General features: G+C 63.9%; 14 protein-coding genes. 8 read left to right on the top strand and 6 right to left on the bottom strand.

Annotated elements, in window-relative coordinates:
• Positions 1 to 15: 15 nt before the first annotated feature.
• Together GVL04_RS12930 and GVL04_RS12925 are read right to left on the bottom strand one after the other, a co-directional pair.
• Complete coding sequence (locus GVL04_RS12930; protein WP_159705038.1) at positions 16 to 621, bottom strand: TetR/AcrR family transcriptional regulator; 606 nt, start codon at positions 619 to 621, stop codon at positions 16 to 18.
• Between the two features lie 112 nt (positions 622 to 733).
• Positions 734 to 2,710: a primary-amine oxidase gene (locus tag GVL04_RS12925; protein WP_159705035.1), complete on the bottom strand. Its 1,977-nt coding sequence runs from the start codon at positions 2,708 to 2,710 to the stop codon at positions 734 to 736.
• A gap of 119 nt (positions 2,711 to 2,829) precedes the next feature.
• Between GVL04_RS12925 and GVL04_RS12920 the strand changes: the two genes are divergently transcribed.
• From GVL04_RS12920 to GVL04_RS12910, 3 genes are all read left to right on the top strand, one after another.
• A complete protein-coding gene (locus GVL04_RS12920) occupies positions 2,830 to 3,297 on the top strand; it encodes a hypothetical protein (protein WP_159705032.1) in 468 nt (155 codons plus the stop codon).
• A gap of 24 nt (positions 3,298 to 3,321) precedes the next feature.
• Positions 3,322 to 4,818 carry an aldehyde dehydrogenase gene (locus GVL04_RS12915; RefSeq protein ID WP_159705029.1) on the top strand — a complete coding sequence of 499 codons (1,497 nt, stop codon included), beginning with the start codon at positions 3,322 to 3,324 and terminating at the stop codon, positions 4,816 to 4,818.
• A 213-nt stretch (positions 4,819 to 5,031) separates the two neighbouring features.
• Positions 5,032 to 6,540, top strand: a complete 1,509-nt coding sequence (locus GVL04_RS12910; protein WP_159705026.1) for an APC family permease — start codon at positions 5,032 to 5,034, stop codon at positions 6,538 to 6,540.
• A gap of 70 nt (positions 6,541 to 6,610) precedes the next feature.
• Here the strand turns inward: GVL04_RS12910 and GVL04_RS12905 are convergent, their stop codons facing one another.
• Positions 6,611 to 7,960, bottom strand: a complete 1,350-nt coding sequence (locus GVL04_RS12905; RefSeq protein ID WP_159705023.1) for an MFS transporter — start codon at positions 7,958 to 7,960, stop codon at positions 6,611 to 6,613.
• Between the two features lie 237 nt (positions 7,961 to 8,197).
• On the opposite strand from GVL04_RS12905, the gene GVL04_RS12900 reads away from it, so the two are divergent.
• The 3 genes from GVL04_RS12900 to GVL04_RS12890 are packed head-to-tail and all read left to right on the top strand — an operon-like array spanning position 8,198 to position 10,394.
• On the top strand, positions 8,198 to 8,641 hold the full coding sequence (locus GVL04_RS12900) for a hypothetical protein (protein WP_159705020.1): 444 nt from the start codon (positions 8,198 to 8,200) through the stop codon (positions 8,639 to 8,641).
• The gene (locus tag GVL04_RS12895; RefSeq protein WP_159705017.1) at positions 8,590 to 9,282 is read left to right on the top strand and encodes an alpha/beta fold hydrolase; all 693 of its coding nucleotides are present in this window, start codon (positions 8,590 to 8,592) and stop codon (positions 9,280 to 9,282) included. The genes GVL04_RS12900 and GVL04_RS12895 overlap by 52 nt, the downstream gene beginning before the upstream one ends.
• Before the next feature lie 26 nt (positions 9,283 to 9,308).
• Positions 9,309 to 10,394 carry an App1 family protein gene (locus tag GVL04_RS12890; RefSeq protein WP_159705014.1) on the top strand — a complete coding sequence of 362 codons (1,086 nt, stop codon included), beginning with the start codon at positions 9,309 to 9,311 and terminating at the stop codon, positions 10,392 to 10,394.
• Here the strand turns inward: GVL04_RS12890 and GVL04_RS12885 are convergent.
• A complete protein-coding gene (locus GVL04_RS12885) occupies positions 10,384 to 12,111 on the bottom strand; it encodes a PHP domain-containing protein (RefSeq protein ID WP_159705011.1) in 1,728 nt (575 codons plus the stop codon). The two genes, GVL04_RS12890 and GVL04_RS12885, sit on opposite strands and share 11 nt — an antisense overlap.
• Positions 12,112 to 12,422: 311 nt before the next feature.
• On the opposite strand from GVL04_RS12885, the gene GVL04_RS12880 reads away from it, so the two are divergent.
• The gene (locus GVL04_RS12880) at positions 12,423 to 13,928 is read left to right on the top strand and encodes a CoA-acylating methylmalonate-semialdehyde dehydrogenase (protein WP_159705008.1); all 1,506 of its coding nucleotides are present in this window, start codon (positions 12,423 to 12,425) and stop codon (positions 13,926 to 13,928) included.
• Positions 13,929 to 14,051: 123 nt separating this feature from the next.
• Here GVL04_RS12880 and GVL04_RS12875 read toward each other — a convergent pair whose 3' ends face one another.
• The gene (locus GVL04_RS12875) at positions 14,052 to 15,581 is read right to left on the bottom strand and encodes a PucR family transcriptional regulator (protein ID WP_159705005.1); all 1,530 of its coding nucleotides are present in this window, start codon (positions 15,579 to 15,581) and stop codon (positions 14,052 to 14,054) included.
• Positions 15,582 to 15,707: 126 nt separating this feature from the next.
• Between GVL04_RS12875 and GVL04_RS12870 the strand changes: the two genes are divergently transcribed.
• Entirely contained in the window at positions 15,708 to 17,036 is a 1,329-nt protein-coding gene (locus GVL04_RS12870; protein ID WP_159705002.1) for an aspartate aminotransferase family protein, read from the top strand.
• 20 nt (positions 17,037 to 17,056) lie between these two features.
• On the opposite strand, the gene GVL04_RS12865 is transcribed toward GVL04_RS12870, so the two are convergent.
• Positions 17,057 to 17,491, bottom strand: a complete 435-nt coding sequence (locus GVL04_RS12865; protein WP_159704999.1) for a SipW-dependent-type signal peptide-containing protein — start codon at positions 17,489 to 17,491, stop codon at positions 17,057 to 17,059.
• Between the last annotated feature and the right edge of the window lie 193 nt (positions 17,492 to 17,684).

Genomic DNA, 17,684 nt, shown 5'->3' with positions numbered 1-17,684 from the left:
GATTCTGAGCCCGGGCTACGCCTGTTTCCGGGCGGCCAGCCGTGCAAGCGCCCGCTCCACCAGATGCCGCTGCCGGGAACCTGTGACGGCGTCCGGATCCAGCATGGAGGTGACGTGCAGGCCCATCATGATGTTCAGCAGCTCATCGGCTACCGCGTCCGGGTCCACCAAAGGTTCGCATTCGCCGTCGTGCTCTGCTTGGGCGAGGAAGCCCATCACCAGGCCCCGCCAGTGCAGCAGGGCCTCCCGACCGACGGCGCGCAGCGCGTCTTCGGTCTGCGCGCGCTGCCAGAAGGAAACTGCCACGCGGGCTTCCACCACGGTGAGGGGGTCGGCCGGGATGATTTCCAGGCACAGGCTGCGCAAGGCTGATAGTCCGCGGCGACCCGCCGTGCCAGCCGCGATGCGTTCGTTGGTGCGTTCGCAGATCAACTCATAGGACGCCAGCAGCAGTGCGTCCTTATTGGGGAAGTAGTGGGCCAGCACGCCCGGTGCCGCGTAGCCGCACTCCCGGGCAATGTCGCGCATGCTGGCGTTCTCGATGCCCTGCTCCGCGATCAGCCGCCACGTGGTCTCGATGATGGAACGGCGACGTTCCTCGTGATCAACCAAGCGGGGCATGCTGCTCCTTCGTTCGGGCGGGTGGCCATGGCCGGGCCGTGAGCACCCTACCACCGCGGGAACGCGCGTGCGTTTCCCCGCGGTGGTAAGTGGGTGCTCTGTGTGCCCGGCTTCAGTGCGCGCAGTGGCCGGGCTCGGCCTGCCCGACGGCGGTGGCGCAGTGGCCCGCCGCCGACGATGGCACGTTGAGGGTGGGGTTCTGATCGAAGAAGCCGTGCGGCTTCAGCGTGAAGCCGGTGGTGTCCACGGGCATGATGGGCCAGTCCTCAGGACGGGGGAAATGCGTCAGGCCGAACGAGTGCCACACCACGAGGTCCTGGCCGTCAAGATTACGGTCCTTGGCCACGTATGCGGGAAGCCCTGCACCCCCGGGGTGCTGGTTGACGAAGTCGCCGGCGGCGTAGAGCTCGTCCTCGGCGTGCTGCGTGACCCAGAGGTGGTGCCGTGCGAAGGCGGCCCGCGAGGCGATCGAGGAATCATCCGCCATGGCCAGCGTGGGGTTGCCCTCCGGGTAGAGGGTGTAGCCCACAGGGTGGCCCAAGTGGTTCAGGGACCCGGGGTTGCTGATGTGCCACACCCGTCCCTTGGTGCCGTCGGCGTCGCGGACTGCCTCCGATTCACGGGCCAACACTGTGCGCTTCTGCGTGAAGGCGTTGCCGTGCGGATTTCCTGGTCCTTTGGGCAGTCGCACCAGGTCCAGTTCCTCAACCCGGTTCGTCCCGCCGTCGATCATCATGTCCAGCCGGGCGCTGAAGAGGTGCTGGTGGTAGGGCGCGCCAAGGCCCGGAGCGATCTCGGAAGCGTAGGCATAGTCCTTGTCCGGGAGCGCTGCCGTGAACACGATGCCCGTGGCCTTCGCCTCGAACTCGATGGTGCCGTCCAGGTACAGGTACCAGTAGAAGCCGTAATCGTAATTGCCCACGGTGGTGAAGAACGAGACCACCAGTCGGCGGTTGCGGCGAACCTCATTGGAGCCGGCCCACTCATCCGTGTGCTTCCACAGGATTCCTGCGTCTTCCTCATGGATGCAGATGCCGTTCTCGATGGTTCGCGGGTTTCCGAAGTCATCGGCCACCACAGGCGACATGTACGTGATGTCGCCCAGGCAGTCGCAACCCAGCTTGAGCGAGTTGGCGTCCCGGCCCACCAGGTATTCTCCGGAATCGAAGTAGTTCTGCCAGCTGCGGTAGGGGGAAGGGTCGCCGTAGGGGACCACCATTTCGGAGATGGACGCGCGGTGGACCACCGGCCGCCTGCGACCCTGGTGCGAGTGGTGCAGTTGGTGGAGCACCAATCCTTCGCGGGCATCGAAGCCTACGCGCAGGTCCCAGCCTGCCCAGGACAGGTGATTGCCCTCCAACGTGAAGCTGGGACCCTCGGGCTGGGTGATCTCGATCGGCTTCAGGTCGGTGCGGAGTTCGCCGTGAATCGTGGGGTCGGTGTAGTTGCCGTTGACCTCGGGGACGGGGACCGGGCCGTCATCGATGAGGTGGTTCACCCGGCGGTTCTCCACATCAACAAACGCCACCAACCCGTCAATCGGGTGGGCCCACGGGTGGTCTGCGGGGTGGTCCTGGCGGAACCCGAGGCCGCGAAGCAGACGTTTGCCTTCCTCGTTGCCGTACTCGAAAACGCCTGCTGATAAAGGGGCGACGCGGACCTGCGCCGGCGTCAAGCCCCTGCTGGCCAAGGCTGCGTTCCACTGTGGATCCACAGCCAGGATGTCCTCGATGATCCCGAATTCCTCCAGGAGGACCGGCAGCTGGCCATCGATTTCCGGATTCAGTTCACGCTTGTCCACGACGAGCCCTGTGGTCAGCGAAAGGCGCACGTCGAGGGAGCGCGACTGCGCAGCGTCCCAGAGCATGGCGCGAACCAAGCGAGGGGTGTCTGCGGTGTCTCCCTGGAAGGCGGCCTTGGGTGGCTCGATCAGGCCCAGATAGGCGAAGCGGGTGGTCTCTGCGACGAGGCCGGCCTCCGCCAGGATCCGCCGGGCCAGGTGGATTTCCTGTGCCGAGAGCTGCTCAAGCGGATGCTGCCCCAGCGGAGCCTGCGTCGTTGCGGCCAAAGGGGTGGTTTGAAGGGTCATGGCACTTCCTGAAGTCGATTTTTGATGGTACAACTGTTCAACCAACGCTTTGATGTTACCCACCTCACAAGCCCGGCGTAAAGTCCTCCCCCCAAACGTCGCCGGCGGCCAGGAGAACCATGAACCATCAATCCCGCCTACCCTGGCGGCGAGACACAGCCACGCCCGTTTCCGCGGGCCTTGTGGGCGTGGCCGCGGCGGGAAGTGCGGTAGCCCATGTGGTGGCAGCAGCAAACGTCCCGGCAGGCGCCATGGGCTGGTGGATGGCGGCGATGGGCATTGCGTGCTTGGCCTGCGCCGCACCCATGGCAGGTTCTCCCACCCGGAGGAGATTGCGCTTGCGCGGCAGGCCGGCTGCACCACGCGCCGCCGGACACCTCCTGGCCATGAGTGCCGGGATGATCCTGATCCATCTGGTCCTGCTGCTGGGGACTGGCGCCGGCAGCCATCACGTCAAGGTCCAAGACGCCTCAGTGCCGGACCACCAGCCGGCAATGCTCACCCTCATCGGCGTTGAACTGCTTTGCCTCATGGCTGCTTCGGCCGCCCTCCGCATGACCCGTCCCGCAACACCGCACCAAGACTGAAACCCCCGAAACCCAGGAGTCACCATGAACACCACTTCCATCACGCTGTCCTCCGACTGGCACGGCCGAGCCGACGCCCTGACGACCGACGGGAGGGCGTACATCGACGGCGGACGAGCAGCATCCAGTTCTGGACTAACGCGCTCCACGAGCAGCCCGATTGACGGCCGTGTCCTTGCTGACCTGGCTGCATGCGGCGCCGACGACGTCGATCGCGCAGTAGCGGTCGCCAGGCGGGCTTTCCCGTCGTGGTCCCGCTTGGGGGCCGAAAAGCGGAAGGGCCTGCTGCTGGCGCTCGCCGCGCTGATGGAGCGGCACGCCGATGAGCTGGCGCTCCTGGAGACGCTGGACAGCGGCAAGCCGATCCTGCAGACCACCACCGTGGACGTGCCCGGCGCTATCTCCACACTCCGCTGGTACGCGGAGGCAGCCGACAAGCAGAATGGTGAACTACCGGCAGTCCCGCCCGGGGCCACTGCCCTGGTGACGCGCGAGCCCCTGGGCGTGGTGGCGGCCATCGTGCCGTGGAACTTCCCGCTGGAAATCGCAGTGTGGAAACTGGCACCGGCGCTCGCTGCCGGAAACACCGTAGTGCTCAAGCCCGCCGAACAGACCTCACTGAGTGTGCTGCGCCTCGCCGAATTGGCGACGGAGGCGGGCCTCCCGGATGGGGTGCTGAACATCATTACCGGCACGGGCCGCGAAGTCGGCGCGGCTTTGGCGCACCATATGGACGTTGATGCCCTGGCCTTCACGGGATCCACTGCCGTTTCCCGCACCTTGCTGGAAGCCTCGGGCCGCAGCAACCTCAAGCGGCTGAGCCTCGAAGCGGGCGGCAAGAGCTCCAACATCATCTTCGCCGACACGGCCGACCTGCGTGAGGCGGCAGCCAAAGCTGCCTTTGGGGCCTTCTATAACCAAGGCCAAGTATGCTCCGCGAACTCACGGGTCCTGGTCCAGCGGGCTATCCACGACGAGTTCGCAGCCTTGTTTGCCGAGGCGGCGGCCGATTATCGACCCGCGGATCCACTGGCCGGTTTGGAAGGCAACGGAGCCCTGATCAGCAGCGCCCACGCGTCCGACGTCGAGGGCTGGATCCGGCGTGGCCGTGCCGAAGGTGAGGTGCTTTTCGGTGGCGAGCGGCGGGAAATTCACGGCTCCGACGCCTATCTGGAACCCACGCTGCTCGGCGGCCTCCCGGCGGACCACGAGGTCCACCGCGAGGAGATTTTTGGTCCCGTGGCGGTACTGCACGCCTTCGACTCGGAGGACGAGGCGGTGCGTTTGGCCAATGCCACCGACTATGGGTTGGCAGCGTCCGTCTGGACCTCCAACCTGTCCCGCGGCCATCGGGTGGCAGGGGAGTTGCTGGCCGGAACGGTCTCCGTCAACACCGTGGACGCTCTGGGGAACACCACGCCGTTCGGGGGCTTCAAGCAGTCCGGATTTGGCCGGGACCTCTCCCTGCACGCCTTCGACAACTACACCGCGCTGAAGACTGCATGGATCCAGTTCGGCTGAGTTTTTTCATCTGTAAAAACGTTGATAAGCATCACAATTCCATGGTTTACGTGATGCAGTTCCCGCGCCTACGCTGGGGCTCACAGTGGACCGGACCACGTCAACGTAGACGAGAACCCGCTTGTCCCTCCCCATCGCACCAGTCGTGAAGACACTCTCCCTTCCCACCCTTCTTGCTCAGTAGCAAACTTAAGCAGTAGCAAAGGATCGATCATGGATCAGCCAGTAGCCTCAACCCGGCTCGCGCAAGAGCAGAGCAAGCATCTGCAAAAATCCCTTGGCCGCTTCGACATCTTGTTGTTGGTGGTCGCCGCCGTCATTTCAGTTGAGGTCCTGGGCCAGGTCTCCGGTTTCGGCGGGGAAACCTTTACCTGGACGCTCATTCTGGCCGTCACGTTCATGGTCCCGTATGGACTGATCTTCGCCGAGACCGGCGGCGCCTTCACCGAAGAGGGCGGCGTCTACGTCTGGACCAAGATGGCGTTTGGCCGCGTGGTTGCAGCCATCACGTCCCTTTTCACCTGGGTAACGCAGCCGGTCTGGGTGGGCGGTGCCATGGCCTTCGTGGCAGTGGAAACGTGGTCCGAGTACGTGGGCCATGTGGAGGCCGGCAGCGTCAGTGACTACATTTTCAAGCTGGTGTTCATTTGGATCACGGTGACCTCGGCAATCATCAGCCTGAAGCACGGCAAGTGGCTGCCGTCGCTGGGCGCCATCCTCAAGGTCGCATTTCTGACCTTCTTCATCATCGTCACGTTGGTTTACGGGCTGCAGCATGGTTTCAACGGCTTGGACCTGGGCTTCTTCTCGCCAACGCTTGCCGGCTTCCTGGGCGTCACTCCACTACTGCTGTTCTCGTTCCTCGGCTTCGAGTCCGGCAACAGCGCAGCAGGAGAGATGAAGAACCCGGCCAAGGATGTTCCCATCTCGGTGGCCCGCTCCTCGATGATTGCGGCCGCGAGCTACCTGCTCCCCATCCTTGCCATCCTGCTGGTGGTGCCGCTGGACCAGATCACCGGTATTGGAGGGCTGTTCGGCGCAGTGGCCACGGTCTATACAGTCTTTGGCCCTGCCGCTGAGGTCATGTTGTCCATTTCCGCGGTAGTTTTCTGCTTCATCCTGGTCTCGCAAGGTGCCGCGTGGATGATCATCAGTGACCGCATGCAGGCCATGGCTGCAGCAGATGGCTCCTTCTTCGGAGGCTTCTTCGGCCGCTTCCATCCAAAGCTGGGCACGCCTATCCGCGTCAATACGCTCTCCGGTGTGGTGGCGACCCTGTTCATGCTGGCGGCCATGCAGCTCAGCGGCACCAGCAGCGCACTGTTCGGAGTGGTCCTCTCCATCGCGATCTCGACGTTCCTGCTCAGCTACTTGCTGGCGATACCTGCGGCGGTGAAGCTCCGGAGCAAATATCCACACGCTGACCGGCCCTTCAAGGTTCCGGTCCCGGACGCGGGCTTCCGTATCCTCGGCTACATCTGCTTCGCCTGGATCCTGGTCGGGTCCTGGGTGGCTATCTTCCCGGGAACCCTGGACGTGCTCTTCGGCTTGGAATACGACTTCGAAGCAACGTGGGGCGTCTCGCAGTTCACGTTCGAGGCTTTTGCGCTTGGCACCCTCGGTTGCATCCTGGCCCTTGGGCTGGTGGGCTATGCCCGCGGCAAGAAGGTGCGTGACGCAGTCGCTCCGGCCAGCCAGACCGCGGAGCTGGTCAAGGACTAGCTCCTAATGCACGACGGCGGCAGGTCACCTGGGTTCCTTGCAGAACCGGGCGAGCTGCCGCCGTCGTCCGTCAGCGGACCTCGAGGTCCTCCAGCGTCTTGCCCTTGGTGTCCGAAGACAGCAGGGTGGCTACCGCCGAGACAAGGCAGATTCCCAGTGTGGTCAGGCCGATGACCATGGGGATGTTCGCTGATCCCGGGGGAGCGATCGCTGTGAAAAGGCTCGGGAAGAACGACGCGATCATGAGGCCGATGTTTTGTGAGACCGCGAAACCTGTCACCCGCATCCGCATGGGGAACTGCTCCTGGAAGAAGGTGGCAAAGGTGGCGTTCCACATCTGGAAGAGGATGCCTTGCACGATCACAACGCAGATGAACACCAACGGCAGGCTTCGCTGTTCGATCGCCCAGAGGTACCCCACGGTCAGCAGTCCGCCGGAGATTCCACCGGCCACCATGAGGGCACGCCGGCCGATTCGGTCTGACAGGGCACCGAACAACGGGATGGTGGCTACTGCGGCCACATTGGCAGCCATGGTGACCCAAAGGAATTCGCTGCTGGAGAAGCCGATGCCGTAGCCCTTCTGGGTGGCGAAGGAGACCCCGAAAATGAGGGTGGCCATGCCGATGACATTGGTGAACGTCATGAGGATGCATCGGACGAGGACCCACGGGTGGGTGCGCAGGAGGTCGACCAGGGGGAACCTGCGTTTGGCGGTGGCGTCTTCAGACTGAGCCAGGTAGGCGGGCGGCTCCTGCACGCGGCGGCGGATGACGTACCCGGCGATAATCACGACGGCGCTGAGCAGGAAGGGCAGGCGCCAACCCCACGAGTGGAACTGTTCTTCCGGGAGGAGGGCGGCGAGCGGAATCAGCACGGCTGTGGCGAGGATGGAGCCCACCTGCGTGCCCTGCAGGCTGAAGCTGGCGAAGAAGCCACGCTTGGAATCGGGGGAGTGCTCCACGATCATCGCGCTGGCGCCGCCCAGTTCGCCCGCGACCGCGAAACCTTGGATCAGGCGGAGGATTACCAGGAGGACGGGAGCAAGAAGCCCCACTTGCCCGTAGGTGGGCAGGAGCCCCACTGCAAAGGTGGCGAAGCCCATGAGCAGCATCGCGAACACGAGCACCTTTTTGCGCCCGTGGCGGTCACCGTAGGCACCAAGGACTACGGCGCCGAGGGGGCGGGAAACATAGCCCACCGCATACGTGGCCAGCGAGGCGATAATGCCCACGGTGGGATTCTCGGTGGGGAAGAAAATGGTGGGAAAGAGGAGGGTCGCTGCCAGTGAGTACAGGGCGAAGTCGTAGTACTCCAGCGCACTTCCGATCCAACCGCTCATCGCGGCCTTCCTGGGATCCTTGTGGCCGGTGGCTTCGTTCTGGGTGGAGGGGACATCCCTCCCGTGCATGACACTCATTGCGGTTGAACTCCTATGTCGTCGTTGGCAAGGAACAAGAGCTCTTCCCATCCAAGACTGAACAATGTGGTGCTCATTCAGCGTGAGGAAGGTTACATCTTGAATCGATTCATAAATCATAGATCGTGACCTGCGCTACGTCAACGCGCGCCACCAGGAACCGCCGCACGCTGGCGTCAGTCTGCCCGGCATCCTATATTTCTCGGTACAGCTTCCTATACCGGATTGAGGGCCACCATGGCTGACGGGCGGGCACCATCACCTGAACCTCACGCGCGCTCCCGCGGTCAGTCCACCGTCCGGCGGGTTCTGCTGGCTCTGCTCATCGTGGCGGGAATCGCGGCGGCCCCCAGCGCCATCCGCTTGATCGATTTTGGTGTGCGGGTGGGGGAAGGGGCTGTCCTTGAATCAGCTGTGGCCCCGTTTTATGACGCGCCTACCCCGGCGCCCGGCGCTGCTGCCCCCGGGACGATTGTTCGGGAGGAGCCTGTCACGGGTGCCGCCGAGGGCTCCAAGGCGTGGCGGATCCTTTACCACTCCACCGATGTCAACGGTGCGGACACTCTGGTTTCGGGTCTGGTCATCGCACCCGCTGCTCCAGCTGCAGATGGCACGCGGACAGTCGTCTCGTGGGCGCATCCCACCACGGGGACCTGGATATTGCGCGGGCGGCCCGGCTGATCGACGGAATCGGCGCCGGCGACCGCGTTGTGTTGTGGGGTCATTCCCAGGGTGGGCACGCCGCGATCTTCGCCGCACAACGGGCAGCGGGCTATGCCTCCGAGCTGACCATCGCCGGCGTCGCCGTTGCAGCCCCGGCCACCAACCTCGGGGCCTTGCTCAGCGCTGACATCGGTGACGTCTCAGGCGTGACAATCGGGGCCTACGCCTTCACTTCCTACGCCCAGGCTTACGCGTCGAGGCTTCCCAGTAATCCGCTGACGTCGATCCTCACCCCTGCCGGAGCTTCCGCTGCGCCGGGCATGGCCAAGCTCTGCCTGTTGGGCCAAAACAGCGAACTGCACAAGATCGCGGATCCTCTGATTGGCTCGTTCGTCACCGGCGATCCGACCAAGATTCCAGGATGGAGCGAGCTCCTTGCCGAGAACACGCCGGCACAAGCTCCCTTGCCCGCTCCGCTGTTCGTCGCCCAAGGTGCAAAGGACACGTTGGTCCGCCCCGAAATCACCGCGGCCTATGTCGCAGCCCAGACGCAAGGAGGGACCGTCGTCGAATCCCATGTCCTTCCTGATGCCACTCACGGGACCGTAGCGCTGGACGCCCTGCCGGACCTGATGAAGTGGATGGGCGCCCTGCGTTAGCGGGCCGGCCATGGAAGACTGGACGCATGTCTCCCCGTCCCATGAAACCGCGCCCCCAGTCCGACGCCGTTGAAAGTGACGGACCCAAACCGGCGGCCAACGGACGCCGCCACCTGGCCATGAGGCTCGACGACGCGTGGCTGGGTTTCCAGACGCGCATTGCCATCCGGCGTGGCCGGGTAGAGACAGTGATTCCCTATACGGGCTACGGTTCCACGTCCTGGGTCCGGGTTCTCGCCCGGGTTGTACGGAGCGATCCCCGGGACGCAGCAGGCCACGCCAAACCGTTGCAGGAAAGCATGCGCGGCTGGCGAAACTTCACCAGTGCACCCGTGGCCCACGCAGCAGTGCGCGTGACCATCGCGGGCACGGTTTACGATGTGGTTGCCGACCGCGGAGGCGTGGTGGATGCCAATATCCCTGTTGCCCTCGACGCCGGCTGGCACACGATCACCCTCCAATCCGGCGAGGCCCACGTTGTGGAAGCCCCGGTGGAGATCGTTGCTGACGACGCAGACTTCGGAGTCGTGTCAGACATCGACGACACCGTCATGGTGACCGCGTTGCCGCGTCCTTTCCTGGCTGCGTGGAACACTTTTGTTCTCAATGAACACGCGAGGACCCCGACGCCAGGCATGGCCGTGCTCTACGAACGGATCGCCAGGACAGCGCCCTTGGCTCCCGTTTTGTACCTGTCCACGGGAGCCTGGAACGTAGCGCCCACGTTGTCGCGGTTCCTGTCCCGCAACCTGTACCCTGCCGGTCCCAAGCTCCTGACCGACTGGGGCCCCACTCCTGACCGCTGGTTCCGCAGCGGCCAGGAGCACAAGAGGAACTCGCTGGAGCGCCTCGCTGAAGAGTTCCCCAATATCAAATGGTTGCTGGTGGGCGACGACGGGCAACACGACGAAGCCATCTACTCAGAGTTCGCCCAGCGCCATCCGGAGAATGTCAGGGCCATCGCCATCCGCCAGCTCTCCGCGGGTGAAGCGGTACTCGCCGGTGGCAGGTCCAAGTCCGGGAGCCAGCCCACTCCTGGCGTCCCGTGGATCTACGCCCCGGACGGTGCCGGGATGTCAGCGCAGCTCGAGGAGTTGGGGATTATCCGGTGACGTCGATGAACACAGGGTTCGCGTAGAACCAGGTGTCCGTCCACGGATCGGCGTCGCCGAGGTTGTCACCGTGGCGGATGGGACCTGCCGGATCCACGGACGCGCCGTAGTATCCGGCCCCGTGCCGGTTTCCATCGCTGCCCCGGAGCCTGAAGAAGCAGTTCGTCTGGACGTCCTTGATGACGTGCTTAATGGTGAATGTTCCTGAGCGGCCCGACACATCCATCTGCTTCCAGACGGTGGTTCCCGGAGCCCTCAAGGTGTCCCGATTGGCCGCTGCGCCCGTAACGGCACCGCCGATAACATCTACGTGGGCGAGCTTTGGCAGGATGCCCGCGGAGTTGCGGTAGTCCGTCGTCGTGATGGTGATCGAAATTTCGACGTCGGCACCTCGCCTCACCTGCAGGCGGGAACCAAGGGTGACGCCGTTGCGGCCGTTGCTGTTGCCGGCGCTGTTCCCACGTACTTCGCGGACGCGGACGTCCAGTCCTTGCAGCAAGTGTCCGTGGTCCGCCCACATGCGGCCCCTGCGCATGGCGTCCAAAACTCCCGTGTATGAGCGGCCCGTGACGCCGGTGTGGAGGCGGCTGAACTGCCCCGGCCAGTAGTCGCTGCCGCCTTGCTTTTCGCCGGTTTCGAAAGGGTCGGGCCGCTTGCCGGTAACGGACCACCGGTCGAACTCGTTGGGCAGGCTAAGGTAGGGCTCCTCGGAGGGGTAGGGGCCGGTTTTCCAGTTGTCCTTCACCGTGAGGTGGTTGTCCGAGTTGGAAGTGATCCAGAAAGGCAGTCCCTCGGCGAGCATGGAGTCCCACACCCCGCCCACGGTTGCAGTGGCCCAGTCGAAACCCCCATAGGGGCGGAAGGCGTCGGCCGGGTAGCCAGGGAAGCTGTATTGGGTGGGGTTGTTGGTGTACTCGCCACGCTGGTCGCCGGCCCTGGAGAACTGGCTGACTCCGGAACCTTGGGCACCCGGTGCGCCTTCCATGCCGATCATGATGTCGCGTGCGGCGTCGCGCCAGGCCCGGAGTTCGTGCGGGGAATCGATACCCAGACGCATGGGGTGGTTGGCCAAGGCCACCACGTCGTCGATGTAGCCGGAACGTCGCTGGTTGGCCAGCCAGGCGAGGGCTTCCACGGCCTTGCGTTCGAAGGTCTCCACTTGTGCCGTTCCAGGGGTTGGCTTCTCCCACTGGTTCAGCTTGCCGTCCCACACGAGCTCGAAAGTGCGCAGGAGATTGACCTCGTTCGGACCCGGAGCAACGAGTACCGAGGCGTGCTCCGCGCCGGGGATGTACCACTCGAGCCCTTGGAAGATCAGCAGGTCAGGGCGGGCAGCTCGCTGGGCCTTGATCTCCTTGTTGGCATTGACCGCCCCGCCGTTGTTGGCATGGCCGAAATTGCTGTGCTCCGTCAGGGCCACCCAGTCAACGCCGTAGGTCCGGGCAGTGTCCAGCTGCTGCTTGATCATGTACTTCGCGTCGTGGCTGTACTGGGTGTGGACGTGGTGGTCACCGACGAGCCACTTCAGTTGGGGGTCGTTCCCGCCCGGGTTCGCCATCGCCGGCCGGGCAATCGTTGCTGACACCGCGGTGCCGGCGGCCAGGATGCCGGCCGACTGCAGGATGCGCCGGCGGCTCAGTCCCATGGTCTTCAGCTCAGCATCGGCCAGCTTTACACTCCGGCTGTGGGTGGTGGTTTCTTCTTCTGCGGTGCACATTGACGTCTTCCCTCTGTCGATTCCGGTCCCCCAGCGGGATCACAGTAGGGAAGCGGGATGGCAGGAAGGTTAACCGGGCGGGAACGATTGGGGTGGCCCCGTTGGAACAGCGGAATCTGGACTTCCTTGATCCATTCACCTCGGCGGTAGTCGCGGGCCTTAACCACTACATAGTGACCTGGAAGCATTTGTACATTTGTCTACTCGGCAAGCAGTTTTTCACTGAATGTAGTGCCTCTTCCTGCGGGTCCCTTCCCTACGGTGGAACCAGATGCTTCGCACATCGATCCGCCGTCAGAGAAGAGAATGCAGTGACTGAAATCAACGAACTCCAAGTGGTCCCGCACTGGATCGGTGGCGCGGAGTCGCCGTCGGCCGGGGACCGCACGGCTCCCGTCTTCGATCCGGCCCTCGGCCGGGAAACCAAGCTGGTCAACCTCGGAAACGCCGAGGACATCGAGTCGGCCATCTCCTCGGCGCATAAGGCGTTCCCGGCCTGGCGCGATATGTCCATCACCAAACGCCAGCAGATCATCTTCCGCTTCCGGGAACTGCTGAACGAGCGCAAGGGCGAGCTCGCCGAAATCATCACCTCCGAGCACGGCAAGGTGGTCTCCGACGCCCTCGGTGAAATCACCCGCGGCCAGGAAGTCGTGGAACTGGCCACCGGCTTCCCGCACCTCATCAAGGGTGAGCATTCAGAGAACGTCTCCACCGGCGTCGATGTTTACTCCACCAAGGCGCCGCTGGGCGTTGTCGGCATCATCAGCCCGTTCAACTTCCCGGCCATGGTGCCGTTGTGGTTCCTGCCGATAGCCATCGCGGCCGGCAACACCGTGGTGTTGAAGCCGAGCGAGAAGGACCCGACGGCGGCTAACTGGCTCGCTGCCCTGTTCACCGAAGCCGGCCTTCCGGATGGTGTGTTCAACGTCCTGCATGGCGACAAGGAAGCAGTGGACGGGCTCCTGGAGCACCCGGACGTGAAGGCGATTTCCTTTGTCGGTTCCACCCCGATCGCCCAGTACATTTACGAGACCGCTGCCCGCAACGGCAAGCGCGTCCAGGCTCTGGGCGGGGCGAAGAACCACATGCTGGTCCTGCCCGACGCCGACCTCGAACTGACCGCTGATGCTGCCATCAACGCCGGTTTCGGTTCCGCGGGGGAGCGGTGCATGGCCATCAGTGTCGTGGTGGCGGTGGAGCCCGTGGCCGATGCGTTGATCGAGAAGATCACTGCCCGCATGTCCACCCTGAAGATCGGCGACGGCCGCCGCAACTGCGACATGGGCCCGTTGGTCACCCGCCAACACCGCGACAAGGTGGCGTCCTACATTGACGTGGCCATCCAGGACGGCGCCAACGTTGTGGTGGATGGTCGCGGCATTGAGGTGGACGGGGACCAGAACGGTTTCTGGCTTGGCCCGACGTTGATCGACGACGTCCCGGTCACTTCCCGGGTGTACACCGAGGAGATCTTCGGGCCAGTCCTGGCAGTGGTCCGCGTGAAGAGCTACGAAGAGGGCCTGCACCTGATCAACTCCGGCGCCTTCGGCAACGGGACGGCGATCTTTACGAACGACGGAGGCGCGGCCCGCCGCTTCCAGACGGAGGTTGAGGTGGGCATGGTGGGCATTAACGTACCGATCCCCGTGCCGGTGGCCTACTACTCATTTGGCGGTTTCAAGGACTCCATCTTCGGCAGCTCCAAGGCTTACGGTGTGCAGGGCTTCCAGTTCTTCACCCGCGAAAAGGCCATCACCTCACGTTGGCTCGACCCCAGCCACGGCGGCATCAACCTGGGCTTCCCGCAGAACTAACGGGAGGTGAGAGAGCGTCGGTGTTTTAGGGCCGGGAGGTGAGAGAGCGTCGGACCTGCCTGATGCTCTCTCACCTTTCGCCCGTTTCGAGCTGATGCTCTCTCACCTTTCGCCCGTTTCGGGCTAACGCTCTTCCAGGAACTCGACGGCGGCGAATAGTTCCAGCCTGTCGCGCAGGCTGTCGAGGTTGAGTCCCAGGACGGTGCCCGCAGCGTCGATCCTGTTCCTGAGGGTGTGCCGGTGAACCCCCAGCTCCTTCGCCGTGCGGTCCCAGACGCAGTTGTTCGCCAGCCACGCAGTGACCGTCGGCAACAGTTGGGTCTGCTCCGATTCATCATGCTTGGCCAACGGCTCAATCAGGCGCCGAGCAACTGACCCAGCCTCTTCCCGGTGCAGCAGGCCCAACATCCCTCCTTGGGAGATCTCATCGAAGGCCACCAAAGGGCGGGAGAGTTCAAAAGCCCGTTGCAATGACCGCCCGGCCTCCTTCAATGCGTTGGCGAGGTGGGCGAAGTCCGTTTCCCCGGAAGCGCCTGCGGTTGCGCCGTACCTCTCCAGTAGAACAGTGACCTTTTGCTGGAGTGCGTGCCCGGCCAGCACCACGATGTTCTCGTTCCGCTGGGCGTAGAAGACGGCACCGCGGTGGTCGTCCGACAACAGCTCCAATGCTTCCAAGAGGTTCTGTCCCTGCCCGGGAGGCTGGGCCAAGGTCACCACCAGGGGGTCCGCGGGGAGCCGGCCCCAGACCTGCCGGGCCGTGCGCTCGGCAACATCCGTGCTCCCTGCCAACAATTGTTCGAAGACCCCCGCGCGCAGGTGGCGGCGTGCCGTATCCAGTGTGCGCGTCTGCTCCAGGGCAAGGCTTGCCAACGCGATCACGCTGTTGATGATGTCGGTGCGGGCCGGGTCTAGGGGTTCGATGGCGCCCAACACCAACACTCCGCGCAGATGATGCCGGCGTCCCAGTGTCTGCAGGGTGATCTGCTCGCCGTCTACTGTCAGTTGGGATACTGAGCGCGATCCTTGGTCGAGGGATTTCCGCACGGCATCCATGATGCCTGGCATCAGTGACGACGGCACGGGGCGGTTGTTGGGCATCAGGATGTGGTTTCCCGCGGCGTCGAACAGGGCTACCCAGCCATGCAGTTGGCGCTCGAGTTCGGCCAATATGGATCGGAGTCCGTCGGGACGCAGGGCGGCCCGCGCGATGGCCCGTTGGGCTTGGAGCGACCATTCAGACCGCGCGTTCTGTTCCCTGGCCAGCCAATCTGCCACGAAGCGTATGACAGCGATGAACGGCGTCCTGTCCGGGACCTCAAGCAAGGGCAACCCTTGGTTCCGGCACGCCTCAACCAAGCCTGGGGGCAAGACGCCGTGAATCACTTGGGTGGCGAAACCGAGGCCGCAGATCCCGTGGTTGACCAGCCGCTCCACATAATCGCTGTAGAGGGAGCCCGGAGTATCGCCGACCGGAAACTGAGTCCCATCCGTCAGGAGCAGTTGTCCGGGGTCGAGAAAAGGTGTGGGGTCGTCAAGGTCGGAGCTGTGGACCCACGACACCGGGGCGTCTACCGCAGGATCGGCGGCTCCAGGGGTCACCAGCCTCAGGTTGAGCGAGCTGTTATGGATGATCGTGGTGATGGTTAGCGGCATGCTCAAGCACTCCTTGGAAAAACGTAGTTCCACACCCTAATAACTATACAAATGTCGAGAGACACTGCTTACTTCGAGACCACATGATGAAGGGAAAGCCACCAGCCCTTTCGAGAGGACCCTCCAATGTCTCCCACCCGGACCACTCTGGCCGCCCCGCTGACCAACCCCGAGGTTGCATCCTTGGACAAGGCGAACGTTTTCCACTCCTGGTCAGCCCAGAAGTCACTCAATCCTTTGGCGATCGCCGGCGGTTCCGGCAGCACTGTCTGGGACCACGAAGGCAGGACGTACCTGGACTTCTCCAGCCAGCTCGTTAACACCAACATCGGCCACCAGCACCCGCGCCTCATCGAAGCCATCAAACAGCAACTGGACACCCTCACCACGGTTGCTCCTTCACATGCCAACCACACCCGCGCCCTGGCCGCCCAGAAGATTCTGTCCCACGCACCGTCGAACATGGACAAGGTCTTCTTCACCAACGGCGGCGCGGACGCCAACGAGAACGCCATCCGCATGGCACGCCTTCACACCGGCCGCGATAAGGTCATCTCCCGTTACCGGTCCTACCACGGCAACACCGGTGCAGCGATCGTCGCCACCGGCGACTGGCGCCGCATCCCCAACGAGTACTCCCGGGGCCACGTGCATGTCTTCGGCCCGTACCTCTACCGCACCGAGTTCTGGGCCGAAACTCCGGAACAGGAAGCCGAGCGCGCCCTGCAGCATCTGCGCCGCACCATCGAACTCGAAGGGCCGCATTCCGTAGCCGCTGTACTCCTCGAAACCGTTCCCGGCACCGCAGGCATTCTGCTCCCGCCGCCCGGCTACCTCGAGGGCGTCCGCGCACTCTGCGATCAGCACGGAATCGTCCTGATCCTGGACGAAGTCATGGCCGGCTTCGGTCGCACCGGCGACTGGTTCGCCCTGGATGCCTTCAACGTCAAGCCCGATCTCATCACCTTCGCCAAGGGCGTCAACTCGGGCTACGTCCCGGTCGGTGGAGTCATCATCTCCGAAGAAATCTCGGCCACCTTCGACGAACGCGTCTTTCCCGGCGGACTCACCTACTCCGGCCACCCCCTGGCCGCCGCCTCCATCGTTGCCTCCATCGAAGCCTTCGAGGAAGAGAACATCATAGGGAACGCCGCACGCATTGGCGCCGACCACCTCGAACCAGGGCTCAAGGCCCTCGCCGCCAAGCATGATGTCATCGGTGAAGTCCGCGGACGCGGCGTGTTCTGGGCCCTCGAACTCGTGGAGGAACGCCAGACCCGCAAGCCCGTCAGCGCAGCGTTCATGGGCAAGCTCAAAGCGGAACTGCTCAACCGCGGACTGTTGCCCTTCATCGCCGACAACCGCGTGCACGTGGTGCCTCCCGCCGTCGTAACCCCCGAAGAAGTCCGCCAGGCCCTGGCGATCTACGACGACGCCCTGACCGCCGTTAGTTGATAGACAGCCAGCCGGCGCGCTCAGCAGCTCAGGTTGCCTTTGAGGACTTTGCCCGTCCAGGTGTTGGAGGTGCCGGGGACCTTGTAGTAGCCGCGGATTTCGTAGCTCCAGGTGCCGATGACTTCGTAGCCTGAGGTGTAGCTTTTGCCGCTGGCCTTGCTGAGGTCGCCGGTGAATTCGAGGTTTCCGGAGCGGTCGAAGATTTTGACGTCGTGGTAGTTGGCGTTGGTCACGGCGCTGAAGGAGTTCACGGTGACGGTGGCGCGGATACCGAACGAGCAGCTCATGGTCACGTTCGCGGCGGCCGGTGCTGCGAGGCTGGCGGCGGAGAACTGCGGGGTTGCGCGTTCGGTGTCGGTGAACGCGGCGAATGCTGCGGTGGGGGCAGCAATCAGACCAAGGAGAACGACGGCGGCGATCACCAGGGTGCGCAGGAAGCTGTTCCGCGTGGTCATGGTGATCGCCCTCCTTGTCTGTGCTTGGTTCTGTTTGCGGGGTGTTACTTGGTGGTTTCGGTGCGCTGGGTGCCGGTGAAGGAGAATCCGATGGTGGAGGTGGCGCCTTGGAAGTCGTTGTTCGCGGTGGCGGGCAGCGTGGTGGTGACCTTGAGGTTGTCGGTTTTGGTCGAGGTCAGGGAGGTCAGGTTGT

This window comes from Arthrobacter sp. 18067, from assembly GCF_902706295.1.
Lineage (GTDB): Bacteria > Actinomycetota > Actinomycetes > Actinomycetales > Micrococcaceae > Arthrobacter.
Note: the sequence above shows the minus strand (reverse complement) of the source record. Positions and strands in the feature narration are given on the sequence as shown.